Here is a 16467-nt window from a genome sequence, read left to right as displayed (position 1 = left end):
GCGCACCGCGCCCCCGCCCGACGGACGGCCGCTACTCCACCTCGATGCCGAAGTCCCCCACGAGTTCTTCGAGTCCGCCCCGGTACCCCTTCCCGCCGAGGACGAAGTCCCAGTCCCCGCCGGTCCGCCGCCGGAAGGACCCGAGGACGAGCGCCTTCTCCCCCGGCCGGCCGTCGGAGACCTCCAGACGGTCGAGCTCGGCGCCCGCGTCGTCCCGCAGCCGTATCCCGGCCTCCGTGAACCCGCCCAGATCCGCGTCGGGGTTCACCTCCGGGTCCACGGCCGCCACCAGGACCAGCCGGTCCGCCCGTGCGGGCAGCGCGTCGAAGCCGACCCGCACGGCCGCGCGGTCACCGGGCACGGCCGCCACCACGGCGACCGAACCGTCGGGCGTCGCGGGGTTGTTGAAGAAGACGAACCACTCGTCGCCGAGGACCCGGTTCCCCGCGCAGACCAGCGCGCAGACGTCGAGGGCGGCGGACCCCGACCACACCATCCCGAGCAGGTTGAAGTCCTCGGCGGCCTCGGCGGGGGCGGACACGGAACCGGACGCGGAGCCGGACACGGAACCGGACACGGAACCGGACGCGGAGCCGGACGCGGGCGCCGTCGCCGGGGCGGGCCCGCCCAACCGGCCCCGCAGACCGTGCTGGTGCAGCAGGTCCACCAGTTCGGTCCCCGGGATCAGGGTCAGCGGCTTGCCGTTGGCGAAGGTGTACGAACCGGGCCCGAACTTCGACGTCGTGACGAGGACGCCCTTGTTGGCCCCCTTGTCCTGCACGGTCCCGAACAGGTCCCGTACGGCGCTCGGCGGCACGGTGTTCCGGTACCGCTTCACCTGCACCACGATCGACCCGCCGCTGATCGGATCGGGATCCAGCGCCTCCACGTCCACCCCGCCGTCGCCCGACCGCCGCGTGGTCACCGCCTGGAGCCCCCGGGCCCGGAACAGCTCGGCCACGAGCCCCTCGAAGGCGATCGGATCCATGGCGAGGAGGTCCGGCTCCTCGCCGTCCCCCTGGGACACCACGTCCGAACCGACCCGGCCCGGCAGCATCAGCGGCTCCACCGCCGCCCGCTCCTCGGGCTTCGCCGACAGACGGCCCCCGAGCGCCCCCGTCAGGCACTCCACGGCCGCCACCAGTTCCAGGTTCAGCCGCTCGAAGGCCCGCCGCTCCACCAGCACGGACGCCACGCACACCCGTGCGTCCAGGCCCGTCGCCGGATCCACCCCGCTCACGTACCCGTTAAGGGCCACGGCGTCCAGCGCCCCGAACCGGTCCGCGGCGAACAGCTCCCGCACCGCGAGCAGCACGCTCTGCGCCAGCACGTCCCGGTAGAGCGCGCGCCGCTGCGTCACCGGCCGCGGGACCTCCTTCTCCTGGTCCGTGCCCGGCAGGTACTTGACGCCCTTCGCCTCCGGCACGACCTCGTACCCCGGCAGGCCCCAGTCGAGGACCAGGCTCCGGCCCGACCGGTCGTACGCCGCCGACACCTCGCGCGGAAAGCCCTCGGGCCACGAGGCGGACGCGAAGAGCACGGCGGAGAAGAACTCGACGACCGTCCCGGCCTCCCCCTCCCGCAAGGCCGCGACGGTCCCGTCGATCCCGCCGTTGTGGGCGCGCGTCTCGGCGCGGCGGGCAGCCGCCCAGTCGTCGTACGCGCGCCGGTACGCCGCCAGCTGCTCGACCCGCCGCGCCTCGGCAACCAGGGCCGCGTGCCGGTCCCGCTCGAACCGGGCCCGCGCGTCCCGCTCGGCCTGCGCGCGCCCGGACGCGGTCCAGGCCCCCTGCGGCTGGTAGGACCGCCGGTCCGGCATGGCGACGGGCTCCCCCAGCGGCCCGGGGGCGAACGGCGCGACGTCGTCCTCCCGCCGCAACGACTCCACGCCGAAGGCGGGCGCCCGGCAGCCCGTCGCGAGCAGGGACTCCAGCACGGCGACCCGCTGGTCGAGCTCCTGGGTCCGCCGCAGGGCGTCCGCGTCCCGCTGCTGCCGGTAGGCGGCCCGCTGCTCCCGCTGCGTCCGGGCCACGTCCCGCTCGTGCGCCCGCTGTGCCCGCTCCGCGTCCCGCTGCTGCCGCAGCGCCGCCTGGTGCTGCCCCTCCCGCTGCCGCTGCGCCACCCGCTGCTGCTCGGCCCACACCCCGATCAGCCCACCGGAACGCCGACCCATCCGCGCACCCCTCCCCGGAGAAACCCCACCTCACGGGCGCGCCCCCACCATGGGCGCACCGCACCCCCGCAACGCACAGGTGTCCCGGACCGAAGTGGTCCGGGACACCTGAACGATCAGAGCCGCCTGTCGGAATCGAACCGACGACCTCAAGATTACAAGTCAAGCGCTCTAGCCAACTGAGCTAAGGCGGCAGCGAGTGAAGTGTAACCAACCCGGCCGGGGCGACGGTCGGAAATCTCACGGGCCCGTGAGTGCTGACAGATCGGGCGGCGCGGGGTAGCGTCACCCGGAGTTCACCCTGGTGGACTAGACCTCAATCCTTCCTTTACTCGGATCGTCCGGCACGTTCCTGCCGGTGAAGGGACGCATCACCATGGCTTCCGTCACGTTCGACAAGGCCACCCGGGTCTACCCGGGTGCCACCAAGCCCTCCGTCGACCAGCTCGACATCGAGATCGCCGACGGCGAGTTCCTCGTCCTCGTCGGCCCCTCCGGCTGCGGCAAGTCGACCTCCCTGCGCATGCTCGCGGGTCTCGAGGACGTCAACGCCGGCTCCATCCGCATCGGTGACCGCGACGTCACGCACCTGCCGCCGAAGGACCGGGACATCGCCATGGTGTTCCAGAACTACGCGCTGTACCCGCACATGACCGTCGCCGACAACATGGGCTTCGCGCTCAAGATCGCGGGCGTCAACAAGTCCGAGATCCGCGCCAAGGTCGAGGAGGCCGCGAAGATCCTCGACCTCACCGAGTACCTGGACCGCAAGCCGAAGGCGCTCTCCGGCGGTCAGCGCCAGCGCGTCGCGATGGGCCGCGCCATCGTCCGCGAGCCGCAGGTCTTCCTCATGGACGAGCCGCTGTCGAACCTCGACGCCAAGCTCCGCGTCTCGACCCGTACGCAGATCGCGGGCCTCCAGCGCCGCCTGGGCATCACCACGGTCTACGTCACGCACGACCAGACCGAGGCGCTCACCATGGGCGACCGCGTCGCCGTCCTGAAGGACGGTCTGCTCCAGCAGGTCGACTCGCCGCGCAACATGTACGACAAGCCCGCCAACCTCTTCGTCGCCGGCTTCATCGGCTCCCCGGCCATGAACCTGGTCGAGGTCCCGATCACCGACGGCGGCGTGAAGTTCGGCAACAGCGTCGTCCCCGTCTCCCGCGACGCGATCGCCGCCGCGTCCGCCAAGGGCGACACCACGGTGACGGTCGGCGTCCGCCCCGAGCACTTCGACGTCTCGGGCCCGACGAGCAAGGACGGCCTGGCGGTCACGGTCAACGTCGTCGAGGAGCTCGGCTCGGACGGCTTCGTGTACGGCGCCACCCGCGTCGGCGGCGAGGACAAGGACCTGGTGGTCCGCGTCGGCGGCCGTGACGTGCCCGCCAAGGGCTCCACGCTGCACGTCGTCCCGCGCGCCGCCGAGCTGCACGTCTTCTCGACCTCCACGGGCGAGCGCCTCAGCGACTGAGACCGCCCCGAGCTCTGCCGTACGGCCCCGCGTCTGTTGCAGATGCGGGGCCGTTCGTTTAAACGGGCTTACTCCGGAAAACCCCGGCATTCAGGGCCCCGTCCGGGCCGCCGCGTCAACACGGAATTCGAAAAGGCGCCTCGAACCATCGCTCGCGAGAGTGACTAAATGTCGCCATATCACTACCGGCCGCTACGCTCGCCTGCGTGACGCACACTGCCCGCCGAATCGGCCGCTCTCTCGCCCTCGTCCTGCCCGTCGTCCTGGTGCTCTCGGGAACGCTCGCGGTGTCCGCCGTTCCGTGGGCCGGCCAGGACTCCGGGACCCAGCTCACGGCGTCCTCCACGGACGTCTCCACCCGGGCCAAGTCCCGTGCCCCGCAGGATGTTCTCCGCGACCAGCTCCTCGCAGAGCTTCAGGAGAAGGACCCCGGCACGGCCCTCACCCACCTCCAGCGCGAGGTGGAGAACCGGCCCTCCCTCGCCAGGCACTGCTTCTCCATCGCCCGCGCCCTCGGCCGCGCCGCCGTCGAGCACTACGGCCCCTCGCGCGCCCAGTCCTTCTCCCGCCCGGTCTGCGACACCTCGTACGCGACCGGCGTGATGCGCGCGAGCTGAAGGGCCGCGAGCTGAACGTCCGCGAGCCCGAGGGCCGCGAACCGAAGGGCCGCGAGCTGGAAGGTCGCGACCTGAAAGGCCTGGCGCGTACCGGGCCCCTATCGTTCCCCGTATGCACACCACTCCGACGCAGGCCGTGGTCCTGGCGGGCGGCCAGGGCTCACGGCTCCGCCCGTACACCGACGACCGCCCCAAGCCGATGGTCGAGATCCCGGGCACCGGGACCCCGATCATCGGCCATCAGCTTTCCTGGCTGGCCGCCGAGGGCGTGACGGACGCCGTCGTCTCCTGCGGCCACCTCGCCGAAGTGCTCCAGGAGTGGCTGGCCTCCGCGGACCTGCCGCTGAGGGTGACGACGGTCGTCGAGACCGAACCCCTCGGCCGCGGTGGCGGCCTCAAGCACGCCGCCGCGCACCTGCCCGCCCCGGACCGGCCCTGGTACGCCACCAACGGCGACATCTGGACCCGCTTCTCGCTGCGCGAGATGGCCGCCTTCCACACGGAGCGGGACGCCCTCGCGACGCTCGCCCTGGCCCGCCCCCGGATCCCGTGGGGCGCCGTCGAGACCGACACCTTCGGGAACATCACCGACTTCATCGAGGCGCCGCCCTCGCCGTTCCTGATCAACGCGGGCGTGTACGTCTTCTCCGCGTCCTTCACCGAGCTCCTCCCTGACGTCGGCGACCACGAGCGGGCCACCTTCCCGCGCCTCGCCCGCGAGCGCCGCCTGGCGGGCTTCCCGCTGCCCCAGGGCGCCTACTGGAGGGCCATCGACACCGCCAAGGACCTGACGGAGGCGGCCAAGGAACTGGCCGCCCAGAAGGCCTGACCGGAAGGCCTGACCGCGGTACGGACGCGGAAGGGCGGCACCGCCCCTCGCGGTGCCGCCCTTCCTCTTCTCCCGTACCGGCGTCAGCCCAGCAGGCCGCCGATCGGGTTCCGCGCGCCGCCCGTCGTCGAGCCGCCCTCGGACGGGGTGCTGGTGGAGCCGCCCGTCGAACCCCCGCTCGTCGTGCCCCCGGTGGTGCCGGCCGGGCTGTCGCTGGTGGTCGGCGGCGGCGCCGGCTTGGAGTGCGTGGGCGTACGGCTGGTGGTGCCGCCGGTGCTCGTGCCCTGGGTGGCGGTGGGGCGCTGCTCCCGGGTCCGGGTGGACTCGCGGGTCGTCTCGGTGGGCCGCGCGGCCTCCTGGGTCTCCTCCCTCCGCGCGGGCGCCTCGCTGGTCGCGGTCGCGGCGGCGGGCTCGGGCGCGGTGGAGGCGGCCTTCTTCGACGGGGCGCTGCGCGTCGGCTCCTCGGGGAGCGGTTGACCGGGGAGGTGGTTGATCGGGTCGTCGTTGGGGCCCGGGACGGTGACCATCTCGGTGGAGCGGACGGCTCCGCCGAGGACGGAGCCGACGAGGAGGGTGAGGCCGACGACGACGGCGGCGAGGAGGGTGCTGCGGCGGGTGACGCGGCGGCGGAGGTCCCAGAGTTCGGCGCGGGGGCCGAGGGTGCGCCAGGCCTCGCCGGCGAGGCGTCCGTCGAGGGAGTAGACGGGGGCGCCGGCGATGATCAGCGGGGACCAGGCGGCCAGGTAGATGATGTCGGCGGAGTCGTAGACCGGGACGGTCCTCCAGCTGACGGTCAGGAGGAGGGCGGCGGAGAGCAGGCCGCCGACGACGGCGGCGACGCGCTGCCAGAGGCCGAGGACCGTGAGGACGCCGACGACGACCTGGAGGAAGGCGACGGTGAGTCCGGCGCCGACGGGGTGCTGGAGGGCGAAGTCGCGCAGCGGTTCGGCGAGCGCCCAGGGGTGCAGGGAGTTGAGCCACTTCACCATGGAGCCGCGCTCGCCGCCGTCGAAGTAGACGGGGTCGCAGAGCTTGCCCATGCCCGCGTAGATGGAGATGAAGCCGAGGAAGACGCGGAGCGGGAGGAGGACGACTCCGAGGTTCATCCGGCGCCCGGGGTAGTAGGCGTGCCGGACGTTGTCCTGTCCGTGGCGCTGCGCGGCCCGGGCGCCCGGCTCGTCGTTCTCGTACGGCTCGACGGGCTCGGGCCCGAGGTCGTACAGCTCGTCGTAGGCGCCCTCGGCGCGGCGCATCGGCGGCAACAGGGGACCGGCCCCGGCGGGCACCACGGGAGCGGCCGTGGTGGCGTCGATGCGCGGGATGGCCTGGGTGTCCCCGACGCCGTGGCCGCCGGGCCCGGGGGGTTCGAGCGTGGAGACGGACGACTCGCGCACGGCCTGGAGGAGGCCGGTCGCGCCCGGCGTGGACTTTCCGGTCCACACGACGGGGCGACGGCGCGGGCCGGCCGCGCCCACTCCGGACAGGGCGGCGGTGCGGGCCGCGAACTTCGGCTGCGGGGCCGGCGCGAGCCGCACACGGAAGCTGGCGTGGTTCACGATCACCTGGGCGGGATCGGAATCCACCTTGACCATGCTCAGCGCGGGCTGATCGTCGAACCCCGGCCGGGGCGTTCTGGTGTCCACACTCATCTAACCGAGTGATGTGCGGTTAGGACACTGCCTTGACGGTTGCCAAATGTCCGAGGCCCGTCAAGATCACGGCCGGGGCGCGTCCCTCGTTCGGGTCAGCCCATGCGGCGGCGGGCCGCCTCGTAGAGCACGACGCCGGCGGCGACACCGGCGTTGAGCGACTCGGCGCCGCCCGGCATCGGGATGCGGACCAGGAAGTCGCAGGTCTCGCCGACGAGTCGGGAGAGGCCCTTGCCCTCGGAGCCGACGACGATGACGACCGGGCCGCCCAGCTCCTCCAGCTCGTGGACCTCGCGGTCGCCGTCGGCGGCGAGGCCGACGACCGTGAGACCGGCCTTCTGGTACTGCTCCAGGCAGCGGGTCAGGTTGGTGGCGCGGGCGACCGGGGTGCGGGCGGCGGTGCCGGCCGAGGTCTTCCAGGCGCCGGCGGTCATGCCGGCGGCGCGCCGCTCGGGGACGACGACGCCGTGGCCGCCGAAGGCGGAGACGGAGCGGACGACGGCGCCGAGGTTGCGCGGGTCGGTGACGCCGTCGAGGGCGACGATCAGCGGGTCGTCGTGGTCGTCGTAGGCGGCCGCGGCGAGGTCCTCGGGGTGCGCGTACTCGTACGGCGGGACCTGGAGGACGAGGCCCTGGTGGTTGAGGCCGTTCGTCATCCGGTCGAGCTCGGGGCGCGGCGCCTCCATGATGTGGATGTTGCCGCGGCCGGTGGCGAGGTTCAGGGCCTCGCGCACGCGCTCGTCGTTGTCGATGAACTGCTGCACGTACAGGGTCGTGGCGGGCACGCCGTCGCGCAGGGCCTCGAAGACCGGGTTGCGGCCGACGACCATCTCGGACAGGCCCTTGCCGCCGCGGCGGGCGACGGGCTTGCGCTTGGCCGCGTTCCGGGCCATCGCGTTGGAGACGCGGTACGCCTTGTGGCCCTTGCGGTCCTCGGCCTTGGGCGTCGGACCCTTGCCTTCGAGGCCCTTGCGCCGCTGGCCACCGCTGCCGACCGTCGCACCCTTCTTGTTGGACGTGCGACGGTTCCTGCGCTGGCTGTTCCCGGCCATGACTACCTGATTTCCTCTGCTGACGTACGAAGTCTGTAACTGAAGTGTGCCGCCCGGAGTCCCGAGCGGCACTTCTTCTAACGGTTGCCCAGCGTCCAGCGGGGGCCGTCGGGGCTGTCCTCGATGGCGAGGCCGGACTGGGACAGCTGGTCGCGGATCGCGTCCGCGGTCGCCCAGTCCTTGCGCTCGCGCGCCGACTCGCGCTGCTGGAGCACGAGGCGCACGAGGGTGTCGACGACGCCGTGGAGCTCCTCGCCGCCGCCGGACTCCTCGGCCCAGTGCGGGTCGAGCGGGTCCAGGCCGAGGACGCCGAGCATGGCACGGACCTCGGCGAGGCGGGCGATGGCCTCGTCCTTGTCGTCCGCGGCCAGCGCGCTGTTGCCCTGGCGGACGGTGGTGTGGATGATCGCGAGCGCGTGCGGCACGCCCAGGTCGTCGTCCATGGCCTCGGCGAAGGCCGGCGGCACCTCGTCGGCGGGGGCGACGGCCGCCCCGGCCTTCTCGGTGGCGCGCTGGACGAAGCCCTCGATGCGGGCGAACGCCGACTCGGCCTCGCGCAGGGACTCCTCGCTGTACTCGATCATCGAGCGGTAGTGCGGGGTGCCCAGGTAGTAGCGCAGGACGATGGGGCGCCAGTTCTTCACCATCTCGGACACCAGCACGCTGTTGCCGAGCGACTTCGACATCTTCTCGCCGCTCATGGTGACCCAGGCGTTGTGCACCCAGTACCGGGCGAACTCGTCGCCGAAGGCCTTGGCCTGGGCGATCTCGTTCTCGTGGTGCGGGAAGATCAGGTCGAGGCCGCCGCCGTGGATGTCGAAGGCGGAGCCCAGGTACTTGTGGGCCATGGCCGAGCACTCCAGGTGCCAGCCGGGACGGCCGCGGCCCCACGGGGTCTCCCAGTCGGGCTCGCCCGGCTTGGTCGCCTTCCACATGGCGAAGTCGCGCGGGTCGCGCTTGCCGGAGACGCCCTCGTCGGGCTGACGCAGGTCGTCGATGTCCTGGTTGGACAGCTCCAGGTACCCCGGGAAGGAGCGCACGTCGAAGTAGACGCTGCCGTCCGCCTCGTACGCGTGGCCGCGCTCGATCAGACCCCGCATCATCTCGATCATCTCGGGGACGTGGCCGGTGGCGCGGGGCTCGTAGGTCGGCGGGAGGCAACCGAGTGCCTCGTAACCGGCGTTGAACGCGCGCTCGTTCTCGTAGCCGATGGACCACCAGGAACGGCCCTGCTCGGCGCCCTTCCTGATGATCTTGTCGTCGATGTCGGTGACGTTGCGGACGAACGTGACGTCGTAGCCGCGGTACGCGAACCAGCGGCGCATGATGTCGAAGTTCAGCCCCGACCGGATGTGGCCGATGTGCGGGGCCGCCTGCACGGTGGCACCACAGAGGTAGATCGAGACGCAGCCCGGCGTGAGCGGGGTGAAGTCACGGATCTGCCGGGCGCTGGTGTCGTACAGGCGAATGGTCACCCCTCCAGGGTAGTGGGCGCGTGGTGGTGCCCCGCGACCTGATCGGGGTCACCGATGACGTTTTTCACCGCTCTCGGGGCGCTACGGGGTGACGACGGGGTACACGAGTGCGGTCGCGAGGGCGGCGAGGCCCTCTGCGCGGCCGGTGAGGCCGAGTCCGTCCGTGGTGGTGCCGGAGACGGAGACGGGCGCGCCCGCCGCCTCGCTCAGCGCCTTCTGGGCCTCGTCGCGCCGCTTGCCGATCTTGGGGCGCACGCCGACGACCTGCACGGCGACGTTCCCGATCTCGTACCCCTCGGCGCGGACGATCCGGGCGGCCTCGGCGAGCAGGGCGACGCCGGACGCGCCGGACCACTCGGGGCGCGAGGTGCCGAAGTGGGCGCCGAGGTCGCCGATGCCGGCGGCGGAGAAGAGCGCGTCGCAGGCGGCGTGGGCGGCGACGTCGCCGTCGGAGTGCCCGGCGAGGCCGTAGCCGTCGCTGTCGGAGTCCTCCCAGAGCAGGCCGGCGCACCACAGCTCCCGCCCCTTCTCGAAGGCGTGGACGTCGGTGCCGATGCCGGTACGGGGAAGAAGCGGCGGCTCAGAAGCCATCGTTGGCCCTCCTGCGGGCGAGTACGGCCTCGGCGAGGACGAGGTCGAGGGGGCGGGTCACCTTGAAGGCCTCTTCGTGGCCGGGCACGACGACGACGGGCGCGCCGAGCTTCTCGACCATGCCGGCGTCGTCGGTGGCGCCCTCACCGGTGAGGGCGACGGTGGCGTGGGCGTCGACCAGGGTGTCGCGGTCGAAGCCCTGCGGGGTCTGAACGGCGCGGAGGCGGGCGCGGACCGGGGTGGCGACGACCTGCTCGGGGCCGCCGGGCTCCTCGGCCGGCTCGACCTCCTTGACGGTGTCGGCGACGGGCAGCGCGGGGACGACGGCGACGGCTCCGTCCCGTACGGCCTCGATGACGGCGTCCACGGTCTCGACGGGGACCAGGGGGCGGGCCGCGTCGTGGACGAGGACGGTGGTGATGCCCTCGGGGAGCGCCTGGAGGCCGAGGTGGACGGACTCCTGGCGGGTCTCGCCGCCGGGGACGACGAGGTAGTCGGTCCGCTCGGGCAGGGCGTGGGCGTCGAGGAGGTTCTTGACCTCGGCGGCCCCGACACCGCCGTTGGGGGGCGCGACCACGACGACGAGCGAGACCGCGCGGGAGGCGGCCATCGCGCGGACGGCGTGGACGAGCATGGGGGTGCCGTTCAGCGCGCGGAGCGCCTTGGGGGCGCCCGGGCCGAGGCGTACGCCCCGCCCTGCGGCCGGGATCACCACGGCGGTACGACGGGGACGCTCTTCGTCTGACATCGGTTGCACTCCGGCAGGTTTGTTTCCGCGGCCGACATGGGTATGGCCTTCACCGTGCCGGACGCTCCGCCTTGACCGGGCCCTTTCCGTGACGACGGTCGAGGCGTGGCCGCGTCGGCACAGGGGCTCGGACGTGGAGAGAAAGTTCAGGGGGTGCGGGTTACTGCAGCGGTGCGGCCACAGGGCCGAGCCGCATACGTATGCGAACATGCCGCAGCGCCCGGCGACAGTACTGTGTGGATCACAGTACGCCAGCGGGCACCGCGGCATCGCTCACTACTTCGCCACTCCGCCGTGCTTCATCGCGGAGTGGCGGCTCAGGACGCGAGGACCTCGTCGAGGAGAGCCTCGGCCTTGTCCTCGTTCGTGTTCTCCGCGAGGGCCAGCTCGCTCACCAGAATCTGCCGAGCCTTGGCGAGCATGCGCTTCTCACCTGCGGAAAGTCCGCGCTCGCGCTCACGACGCCACAGGTCACGCACCACTTCGGCGACCTTGATGACATCGCCGGAGGCGAGCTTCTCGAGATTTGCCTTGTAGCGACGGGACCAGTTCGTCGGCTCTTCGGCGTACGGCGCACGCAGCACCTCGAAGACCCGGTCCAGCCCGTCCTGACCGACCACGTCGCGAACACCGACGAACTCCGCGTTGTCCGCCGGCACGCGAACCGTCAGGTCGCCCTGCGCGACCTTGAGCACCAAGTAGGTCTTGTCCACGCCTTTGATCTGGCGAGTTTCGATGGCCTCGATCAGCGCGGCCCCGTGATGGGGATAGACCACGGTGTCGCCAACCTTGAACGTCATGTGACAGGTACCCCTTCCGTGGCTATCCAGGGTAACACGGATTCGGCTTCTTCTGAATGGCGTTTTCGCAGGTCAGGGCATATCTCGGGGCTTGACAACGGTGACAGGGACGTGCTGCGGAGGCCTTGCGGAAGGCGGTATTCGCAGGTCGGAGCGGCTGTGCGGACGGAGAGAAACGCACACGTTACACATGCCCGGAGACCCCCCAAGGAGGGGTGATGTCCTGTTTTGTCGGGTTCGGAGTGGCCTTCTTCACGTACTCCGTTCGAGGATCGGTCACCCGTACGGATGCATGTGGGGGAGATTCCCGAAATTGATCAGTGGACATCAAGTGATGCCGGTGCGGGATTTTCCGCGCGGGCGGCTGCGGGGAATGCGGGGACGTCTCCGAATTGATCAAGGCGGTTATGTGAACACCGGGTCAATGGGGCGTGATCCGGCCACACGGGCCGATGTACGACGGGTGCGCGGGCGTCCCGGCGGTGCCTCCCGGGGGACGGCCGCGACCGGTTAGGGGCGGGTCGGGTGCGGGACGCGGAGGGAGGCTCGGTAACCTAAGCGCGCTGACACACCCTTAGCTGTCCCTCGGTTCCCACGCCCGTCCGTACGTCCTAGGAGATGCCGCCGCCGTGAGCCGCAGCCTTCGACGCGGCGCCCTCGCCGCCACCGCCCTCGTGTTCTCCATCGCCGCGCTGTCCGCCTGTGGTGCGGGCAACGACGCGCAGACGCTGGAGGTGCGGCCGGACAACGCCGCCGTCACGGTCGACGACGTCAAGATCCAGAACGCGCTGGTCGTCACCCAGCCCGAGCCCGGCGTCAAGGGCCCGGCCGCCGTCTCGGCCGCCGTCTTCAACAACGGCAGCCTGCCGCAGACCATCGACGCGATCAGCCTGCCCGGCACGACCGCCGTCGTGAAGCTGAAGGCGGCCGAGGGCACCGGCCCGATCACCGTCCCGGCCCACGGCTCCGTCCTGATCGGCGGCAAGGGCAACGCCTCCGCCGTCATCGAGAACGGCTCCGAGGCCGCCCGCAACGGCGACGCGCAGAAGGTCGTCTTCAAGCTGAGCAAGACCGGCGACGTGGCCCTGAACGCCTTCATCGTCCCGGCGACGAGCTACTTCGCGGACTTCGGCCCCGAGACCGTCCCGGCTCCTCCGGCCGCCACGCCGACCCCCGCGCCGACCGGCACGCCGGCCACCCCGGCCTCCCCCTCGGGCGAGGCCTCGCACGGTGCCGGGACCCCGGCGTCGGGCGAGGCGACGACCGCCGGCCACTGACGGCACGCGGTCACGCGCGAAGGGGCGCCCCCGTCCGGGGGCGCCCCTTCGGCGTACCGCACGCCTCGCGTGTCTACGGCTCGAACTTGTAGCCCAGGCCCCGCACCGTCACGAGGTACCGCGGCGCGCCGGGGTCGGGCTCGATCTTGGCGCGGAGGCGCTTGACGTGGACGTCGAGGGTCTTGGTGTCGCCGACGTAGTCCGCGCCCCACACCCGGTCGATGAGCTGCATGCGGGTCAGCACGCGGCCCGCGTTGCGCAGCAGCATCTCCAGCAGGTCGAACTCCTTCAGCGGCAGGTCGACCTTGCCGCCGGAGACCGTCACCACGTGGCGGTCGACGTCCATGCGGACCGGGCCGGCCTCCAGGGCCGCCGGGGTGACCTCCTCCGGCTCCCCGCGACGGCGCAGCACCGCACGGATGCGGGCGACCAGCTCGCGCGAGGAGAAGGGCTTGGTCACGTAGTCGTCGGCCCCTATCTCCAGGCCGACGACCTTGTCGATCTCGCTGTCCTTGGCGGTCACCATGATCACCGGGACGTTCGAGCGGCCGCGCAGCTGGCGGCACACCTCGGTACCGGGCAGGCCCGGAAGCATCAGGTCGAGGAGGACGAGGTCGGCTCCGTTGCGCTCGAACTCGTCGAGGCCGTCGGGCCCGGTCGCCGCGACGGCGACCTCGAACCCTTCCTTGCGGAGCATGTACGACAGGGCGTCGCTGAAGGATTCCTCATCCTCGACGACGAGCACTCGGGTCACGGAAGGACCTCCGGGGCGGGAAGCGGTTCGGTCATGAGATCTGGGGTGGGGGAAGAGTCGGACCGGCGGTCCCGTACGGCGCCCGCCTCGGGCAGCCGCAGGGTGAAGGTGGAGCCCTGACCCTCGGTGCTCCAGACGGTGACCTCCCCGCCGTGCGAGGCGGCCACGTGCTTGACGATGGCCAGGCCGAGTCCCGTACCGCCGGTGGCACGGGAGCGGGCCGGGTCGACGCGGTAGAAGCGCTCGAAGACGCGCTCCTTGTCCTTGTCGGGGATGCCGATGCCCTGGTCGGTGACGGCTATCTCGATCACGTCGCCGGAGGGCGCGGCGACGCGGCGGGCCGCGATGCCCACCCTCGTGCGGGCCGGCGAGTAGTTGACGGCGTTCTCGACGAGGTTGCCGAGGGCCGCGGCGAGCTGGCCCCGGCTGCCCCACACGTACAGGCCGGCGGCGCCGCCGGAGACCATGCTGATCTGCTTGGTGGAGGCGGGCTGCCGGGAGCGGTCGATCGCCTCGGCGACCAGCTCGTCCACCGACACCGGCTCGGAGTCCTCCAGCGGGTCGTCGTTCTGCACGCGGGAGAGGTCGATGAGCTCCTGTACGAGGTTGGTGAGCCGGGTCGCCTCGATCTGCATCCGGCCGGCGAAGCGGGTGACCGCCTCGGGGTCGTCCGAGGCGTCCATGACCGCCTCGGAGAGCAGGGAGAGCGCGCCGACGGGGGTCTTGAGCTCATGGCTCACGTTGGCGACGAAGTCGCGCCGCACCGCTTCGATGCGGCGGGCCTCGGTGAGGTCCTCGACCAGGAGCAGCACGAGCCGCGAGCCCAGCGGGGCGACCCGGGCGGAGACGGCGAGGACCTCGCCGCGTCCGGTGCCGCGCCGGGCCAGGTCCAGCTCCACCTGCCGTATCTCCCCGTCGCGGCGGGTGTCGCGGGCCATGTTGAGCATGGGCTCGACGGCCAGTTTGCCGCCGCGGACCAGGCCGAGCGCGTACGCCGCCGAGCTCGCCTTCACCACGGAGTCGCTCTCGTCGAGGACGACCGCGGAGGAGCGGAGCACGGACAGCACGGTGTCGACGCCGGGCGGGAGCACGGCGTCGGTGTGCAGTGAGGTACGGGTCGGTCGCGCCTGGTCGCGCTCGCTCCAGCGGAACGCCAGCACGGCGATCACGCCGGTGCACACTCCGGCGATCGCTGCCAATGCGGCGACCGCCGCGTTCACGTCCATGTCCCCAAGGTTATGCGGGGTCACGGACACTCTCCCAGCCGTCCGAGCGGCTGCTCGAACAGTCGTCGCCCAGAGTTCACCGAGGAGACCCGGGTGGTTCATTTGCCCCGGCGACCGGGGTGGCGCGTGTCGCCCAGAGTTCACCTGGGGGAAAGTGCCGGTTCACATCAGGGGGTGAAACCGGACGCACAGGGGGCCGAACGTGGGAGCGTGGGGGTCCGAGCCCCACCCGGACCCCGGAGCTTTGCGTAGAGAGGGACATCCATGCGGGACGCGTACCACGAGGAACTGGACTCGATCGGCGAGGGCCTGGTCGAGATGGCCCGGCTCGTCGGGTCGGCGATCGGGCGCGCCACGACGGCGATGCTCGACGCGGACCTCAAGCTCGCCGAGAGCGTGATCGCGGCGGACCAGAAGGTCGACGACCTCCAGCACGACCTGGAGGCGCGGGCGATAGCGCTGCTGGCCCGGCAGCAGCCGGTGGCGACGGATCTGCGGATCGTGGTGACCTCGCTGCGGATGAGCGCCGACCTGGAGCGCTCCGGCGACCTGGCGCAGCACGTGGCGAAGCTGGCGCGGCTGCGGTTCCCGGACACGGCGGTGCCGCGGGACCTGCACGCGACCATCCTGGAGATGGGCCAGCTGGCGCAGCGCCTGATGGCGAAGGCGGCGGAGGTCATCATCACGAAGGACGTCGACCTGGCGCTCCAGCTGGAGCAGGACGACGACGAGATGGACCTGCTGCACCGGGCGCTCTTCCAGCACCTGATGGACGACCGCTGGAAGCACGGCATCGAGACGGCCGTGGACGTGACGCTGCTCGGCCGGTACTACGAGCGGTTCGCGGACCACGCGGTGTCGGTGGCGAAGCGCGTCGTCTACCTGGTGACGGGCGAGCACGCGGACGAGCTGCAGGCGGCGGACGCGCCGGTGGAGGGCGCATAGGCGCACGGGCGCCGATGCGCCGTTGATGCGCCGGTCCGAGTGGGCATGCAATGGGGGGAGGCGAGACGCGCCTCGAAAGGGAGGGACCCCCATGGCCGAATCCCCCATGACGACCGGATCCGGGACGGAGGCGCCGCGTGAGGCGGTGTTCCTGCCCGTGCTCGGCGCCTGCGGCTGCGGCTCGGGCTGCGGCTGCGGCTGCCAGTCGGGCTCCCCGTGCCAGTGCGGGGGCTGCTCGGGCTGACCGGTGAGGGGCGGGGGCGGGGTGCGGGCACGCACCCCGCCCCCGCCCGCCCGCTCCTAGATGTCGAGCACGCCGACGGTCTGGCCGCCGCTGGTCTCGCCGGTCGTACGGAATCCCAGCCGCTCGTAGAAGGCGCCGGGGCCGTCCCCGCCGGGCTCCCAGGTCACGTGGAACCGCCGCTCGCCGCGTCGCCGCAGTTCGTCGCGCACGGCTTCGACGGCGAAGCGCCCGTACCCCTTGCCCTGGGCGTCGGCGGCGATGTTGAGCCGCCAGAGGCCGCTGCGCCGGTCGTCCGGGTCCTTCTCCTCGTTCCACCGGATGTCGAGGAAGGCCATCAGGAAGCCGACGAGCCGGTCGCCGTCGAAGATCAGCCGCGGCCAGGCGTTCTCTCCGAAGGCGTACGCCTCCGCGAGGGAGTGCGCGACGGGGGCGACGTTGCGCTCCTGATGGGGATGGACGCGCAGGGCGAGTGCGGCGTCGATGGTGGCGGGGGTGACCTGCTCCAGGCGAAGTGACGTGCTCATGCGGTGGACGGTAACGACGGACCCGCGGTCACCGCGCGCGAATATCGAGGCGCAGACGCGCGCGGCGACATCACGGTCGGCAGGTTTCG

At 72.0% G+C, this 16467-nt stretch carries 16 protein-coding genes and 1 tRNA gene; 6 read left to right on the top strand and 11 right to left on the bottom strand.

Annotation, left to right across the window (positions count from 1 at the left end; translation table 11 throughout):
• Positions 1 to 31: 31 nt before the first annotated feature.
• Complete coding sequence (locus ACZ66Z_RS31330) at positions 32 to 2173, bottom strand: restriction endonuclease (protein ID WP_469938891.1); 2142 nt, start codon at positions 2171 to 2173, stop codon at positions 32 to 34.
• A 120-nt stretch (positions 2174 to 2293) separates the two neighbouring features.
• Positions 2294 to 2367, bottom strand: a tRNA-Thr gene (locus ACZ66Z_RS31325).
• Positions 2368 to 2549: 182 nt separating this feature from the next.
• Here ACZ66Z_RS31325 and ACZ66Z_RS31320 point away from each other — a divergent pair.
• From ACZ66Z_RS31320 to ACZ66Z_RS31310, 3 genes are all read left to right on the top strand, one after another.
• A complete protein-coding gene (locus tag ACZ66Z_RS31320) occupies positions 2550 to 3647 on the top strand; it encodes an ABC transporter ATP-binding protein (RefSeq protein WP_469938889.1) in 1098 nt (365 codons plus the stop codon).
• 206 nt (positions 3648 to 3853) lie between these two features.
• Positions 3854 to 4264: a hypothetical protein gene (locus tag ACZ66Z_RS31315; protein ID WP_469938887.1), complete on the top strand. Its 411-nt coding sequence runs from the start codon at positions 3854 to 3856 to the stop codon at positions 4262 to 4264.
• 112 nt (positions 4265 to 4376) lie between these two features.
• Positions 4377 to 5093 carry a nucleotidyltransferase family protein gene (locus ACZ66Z_RS31310; RefSeq protein ID WP_469938886.1) on the top strand — a complete coding sequence of 239 codons (717 nt, stop codon included), beginning with the start codon at positions 4377 to 4379 and terminating at the stop codon, positions 5091 to 5093.
• 83 nt (positions 5094 to 5176) lie between these two features.
• Here the strand turns inward: ACZ66Z_RS31310 and ACZ66Z_RS31305 are convergent, their stop codons facing one another.
• The 6 genes from ACZ66Z_RS31305 to ACZ66Z_RS31280 all read right to left on the bottom strand — a co-directional run bounded on the left by ACZ66Z_RS31305 (position 5177) and on the right by ACZ66Z_RS31280 (position 11408).
• The gene (locus ACZ66Z_RS31305) at positions 5177 to 6742 is read right to left on the bottom strand and encodes a DoxX family membrane protein (protein ID WP_469938884.1); all 1566 of its coding nucleotides are present in this window, start codon (positions 6740 to 6742) and stop codon (positions 5177 to 5179) included.
• Between the two features lie 95 nt (positions 6743 to 6837).
• Complete coding sequence (gene rlmB, locus ACZ66Z_RS31300) at positions 6838 to 7794, bottom strand: 23S rRNA (guanosine(2251)-2'-O)-methyltransferase RlmB (RefSeq protein ID WP_469938882.1); 957 nt, start codon at positions 7792 to 7794, stop codon at positions 6838 to 6840.
• A 77-nt stretch (positions 7795 to 7871) separates the two neighbouring features.
• Positions 7872 to 9269, bottom strand: coding sequence for a cysteine--tRNA ligase (cysS, locus tag ACZ66Z_RS31295; protein ID WP_469938880.1), 1398 nt, complete (start codon positions 9267 to 9269; stop codon positions 7872 to 7874).
• Positions 9270 to 9350: 81 nt separating this feature from the next.
• A complete protein-coding gene (ispF, locus tag ACZ66Z_RS31290; RefSeq protein WP_469938878.1) occupies positions 9351 to 9860 on the bottom strand; it encodes a 2-C-methyl-D-erythritol 2,4-cyclodiphosphate synthase in 510 nt (169 codons plus the stop codon).
• Positions 9850 to 10608 carry a 2-C-methyl-D-erythritol 4-phosphate cytidylyltransferase gene (gene ispD, locus ACZ66Z_RS31285; RefSeq protein WP_469938876.1) on the bottom strand — a complete coding sequence of 253 codons (759 nt, stop codon included), beginning with the start codon at positions 10606 to 10608 and terminating at the stop codon, positions 9850 to 9852. Before ispD ends, ispF begins: the two co-directional genes overlap by 11 nt.
• 317 nt (positions 10609 to 10925) lie before the next feature.
• Positions 10926 to 11408, bottom strand: coding sequence for a CarD family transcriptional regulator (locus tag ACZ66Z_RS31280; RefSeq protein WP_003953493.1), 483 nt, complete (start codon positions 11406 to 11408; stop codon positions 10926 to 10928).
• Between the two features lie 629 nt (positions 11409 to 12037).
• Between ACZ66Z_RS31280 and ACZ66Z_RS31275 the strand changes: the two genes are divergently transcribed.
• Positions 12038 to 12685 carry a DUF461 domain-containing protein gene (locus ACZ66Z_RS31275; protein WP_469938874.1) on the top strand — a complete coding sequence of 216 codons (648 nt, stop codon included), beginning with the start codon at positions 12038 to 12040 and terminating at the stop codon, positions 12683 to 12685.
• Positions 12686 to 12758: 73 nt separating this feature from the next.
• On the opposite strand, the gene phoP is transcribed toward ACZ66Z_RS31275, so the two are convergent.
• Complete coding sequence (gene phoP / locus ACZ66Z_RS31270; RefSeq protein WP_465270246.1) at positions 12759 to 13430, bottom strand: two-component system response regulator PhoP; 672 nt, start codon at positions 13428 to 13430, stop codon at positions 12759 to 12761.
• Between the two features lie 5 nt (positions 13431 to 13435).
• Positions 13436 to 14665 (bottom strand): two-component system sensor histidine kinase PhoR, encoded by a 1230-nt coding sequence (gene phoR, locus ACZ66Z_RS31265; RefSeq protein WP_469938873.1) that lies wholly within the window; start codon positions 14663 to 14665, stop codon positions 13436 to 13438.
• 264 nt (positions 14666 to 14929) lie between these two features.
• Here phoR and phoU point away from each other — a divergent pair, with 264 nt between their 5' ends.
• Together phoU and ACZ66Z_RS31255 are read left to right on the top strand one after the other, a co-directional pair.
• On the top strand, positions 14930 to 15610 hold the full coding sequence (phoU, locus tag ACZ66Z_RS31260; protein WP_093874867.1) for a phosphate signaling complex protein PhoU: 681 nt from the start codon (positions 14930 to 14932) through the stop codon (positions 15608 to 15610).
• A 91-nt stretch (positions 15611 to 15701) separates the two neighbouring features.
• Complete coding sequence (locus ACZ66Z_RS31255) at positions 15702 to 15854, top strand: hypothetical protein (protein ID WP_469938871.1); 153 nt, start codon at positions 15702 to 15704, stop codon at positions 15852 to 15854.
• A gap of 56 nt (positions 15855 to 15910) precedes the next feature.
• Here the strand turns inward: ACZ66Z_RS31255 and ACZ66Z_RS31250 are convergent, their stop codons facing one another.
• The gene (locus ACZ66Z_RS31250) at positions 15911 to 16378 is read right to left on the bottom strand and encodes a GNAT family N-acetyltransferase (protein WP_469938869.1); all 468 of its coding nucleotides are present in this window, start codon (positions 16376 to 16378) and stop codon (positions 15911 to 15913) included.
• Positions 16379 to 16467 lie beyond the last annotated feature (89 nt).

Source organism: Streptomyces sp. NPDC107498 (assembly GCF_055582805.1).
This window is presented reverse-complemented; position numbering and strand designations above follow the sequence as displayed.

What these genes read in the sequence shown, in the direction of transcription:
- ACZ66Z_RS31330 (WP_469938891.1), bottom strand. Translation starts at nt 2,173, where the DNA reads ATGGGTCGGCGTTCCGGTGGGCTGATCGGGGTGTGGGCCGAGCAGCAG.
- ACZ66Z_RS31320 (WP_469938889.1), top strand. Translation starts at nt 2,550, where the DNA reads ATGGCTTCCGTCACGTTCGACAAGGCCACCCGGGTCTACCCGGGTGCC.
- ACZ66Z_RS31310 (WP_469938886.1), top strand. Translation starts at nt 4,377, where the DNA reads ATGCACACCACTCCGACGCAGGCCGTGGTCCTGGCGGGCGGCCAGGGC.
- ACZ66Z_RS31305 (WP_469938884.1), bottom strand. Translation starts at nt 6,742, where the DNA reads ATGAGTGTGGACACCAGAACGCCCCGGCCGGGGTTCGACGATCAGCCC.
- rlmB (WP_469938882.1), bottom strand. Translation starts at nt 7,794, where the DNA reads ATGGCCGGGAACAGCCAGCGCAGGAACCGTCGCACGTCCAACAAGAAG.
- ispF (WP_469938878.1), bottom strand. Translation starts at nt 9,860, where the DNA reads ATGGCTTCTGAGCCGCCGCTTCTTCCCCGTACCGGCATCGGCACCGAC.
- ispD (WP_469938876.1), bottom strand. Translation starts at nt 10,608, where the DNA reads ATGTCAGACGAAGAGCGTCCCCGTCGTACCGCCGTGGTGATCCCGGCC.
- ACZ66Z_RS31280 (WP_003953493.1), bottom strand. Translation starts at nt 11,408, where the DNA reads ATGACGTTCAAGGTTGGCGACACCGTGGTCTATCCCCATCACGGGGCC.
- phoR (WP_469938873.1), bottom strand. Translation starts at nt 14,665, where the DNA reads ATGGACGTGAACGCGGCGGTCGCCGCATTGGCAGCGATCGCCGGAGTG.
- phoU (WP_093874867.1), top strand. Translation starts at nt 14,930, where the DNA reads ATGCGGGACGCGTACCACGAGGAACTGGACTCGATCGGCGAGGGCCTG.
- ACZ66Z_RS31255 (WP_469938871.1), top strand. Translation starts at nt 15,702, where the DNA reads ATGGCCGAATCCCCCATGACGACCGGATCCGGGACGGAGGCGCCGCGT.
- ACZ66Z_RS31250 (WP_469938869.1), bottom strand. Translation starts at nt 16,378, where the DNA reads ATGAGCACGTCACTTCGCCTGGAGCAGGTCACCCCCGCCACCATCGAC.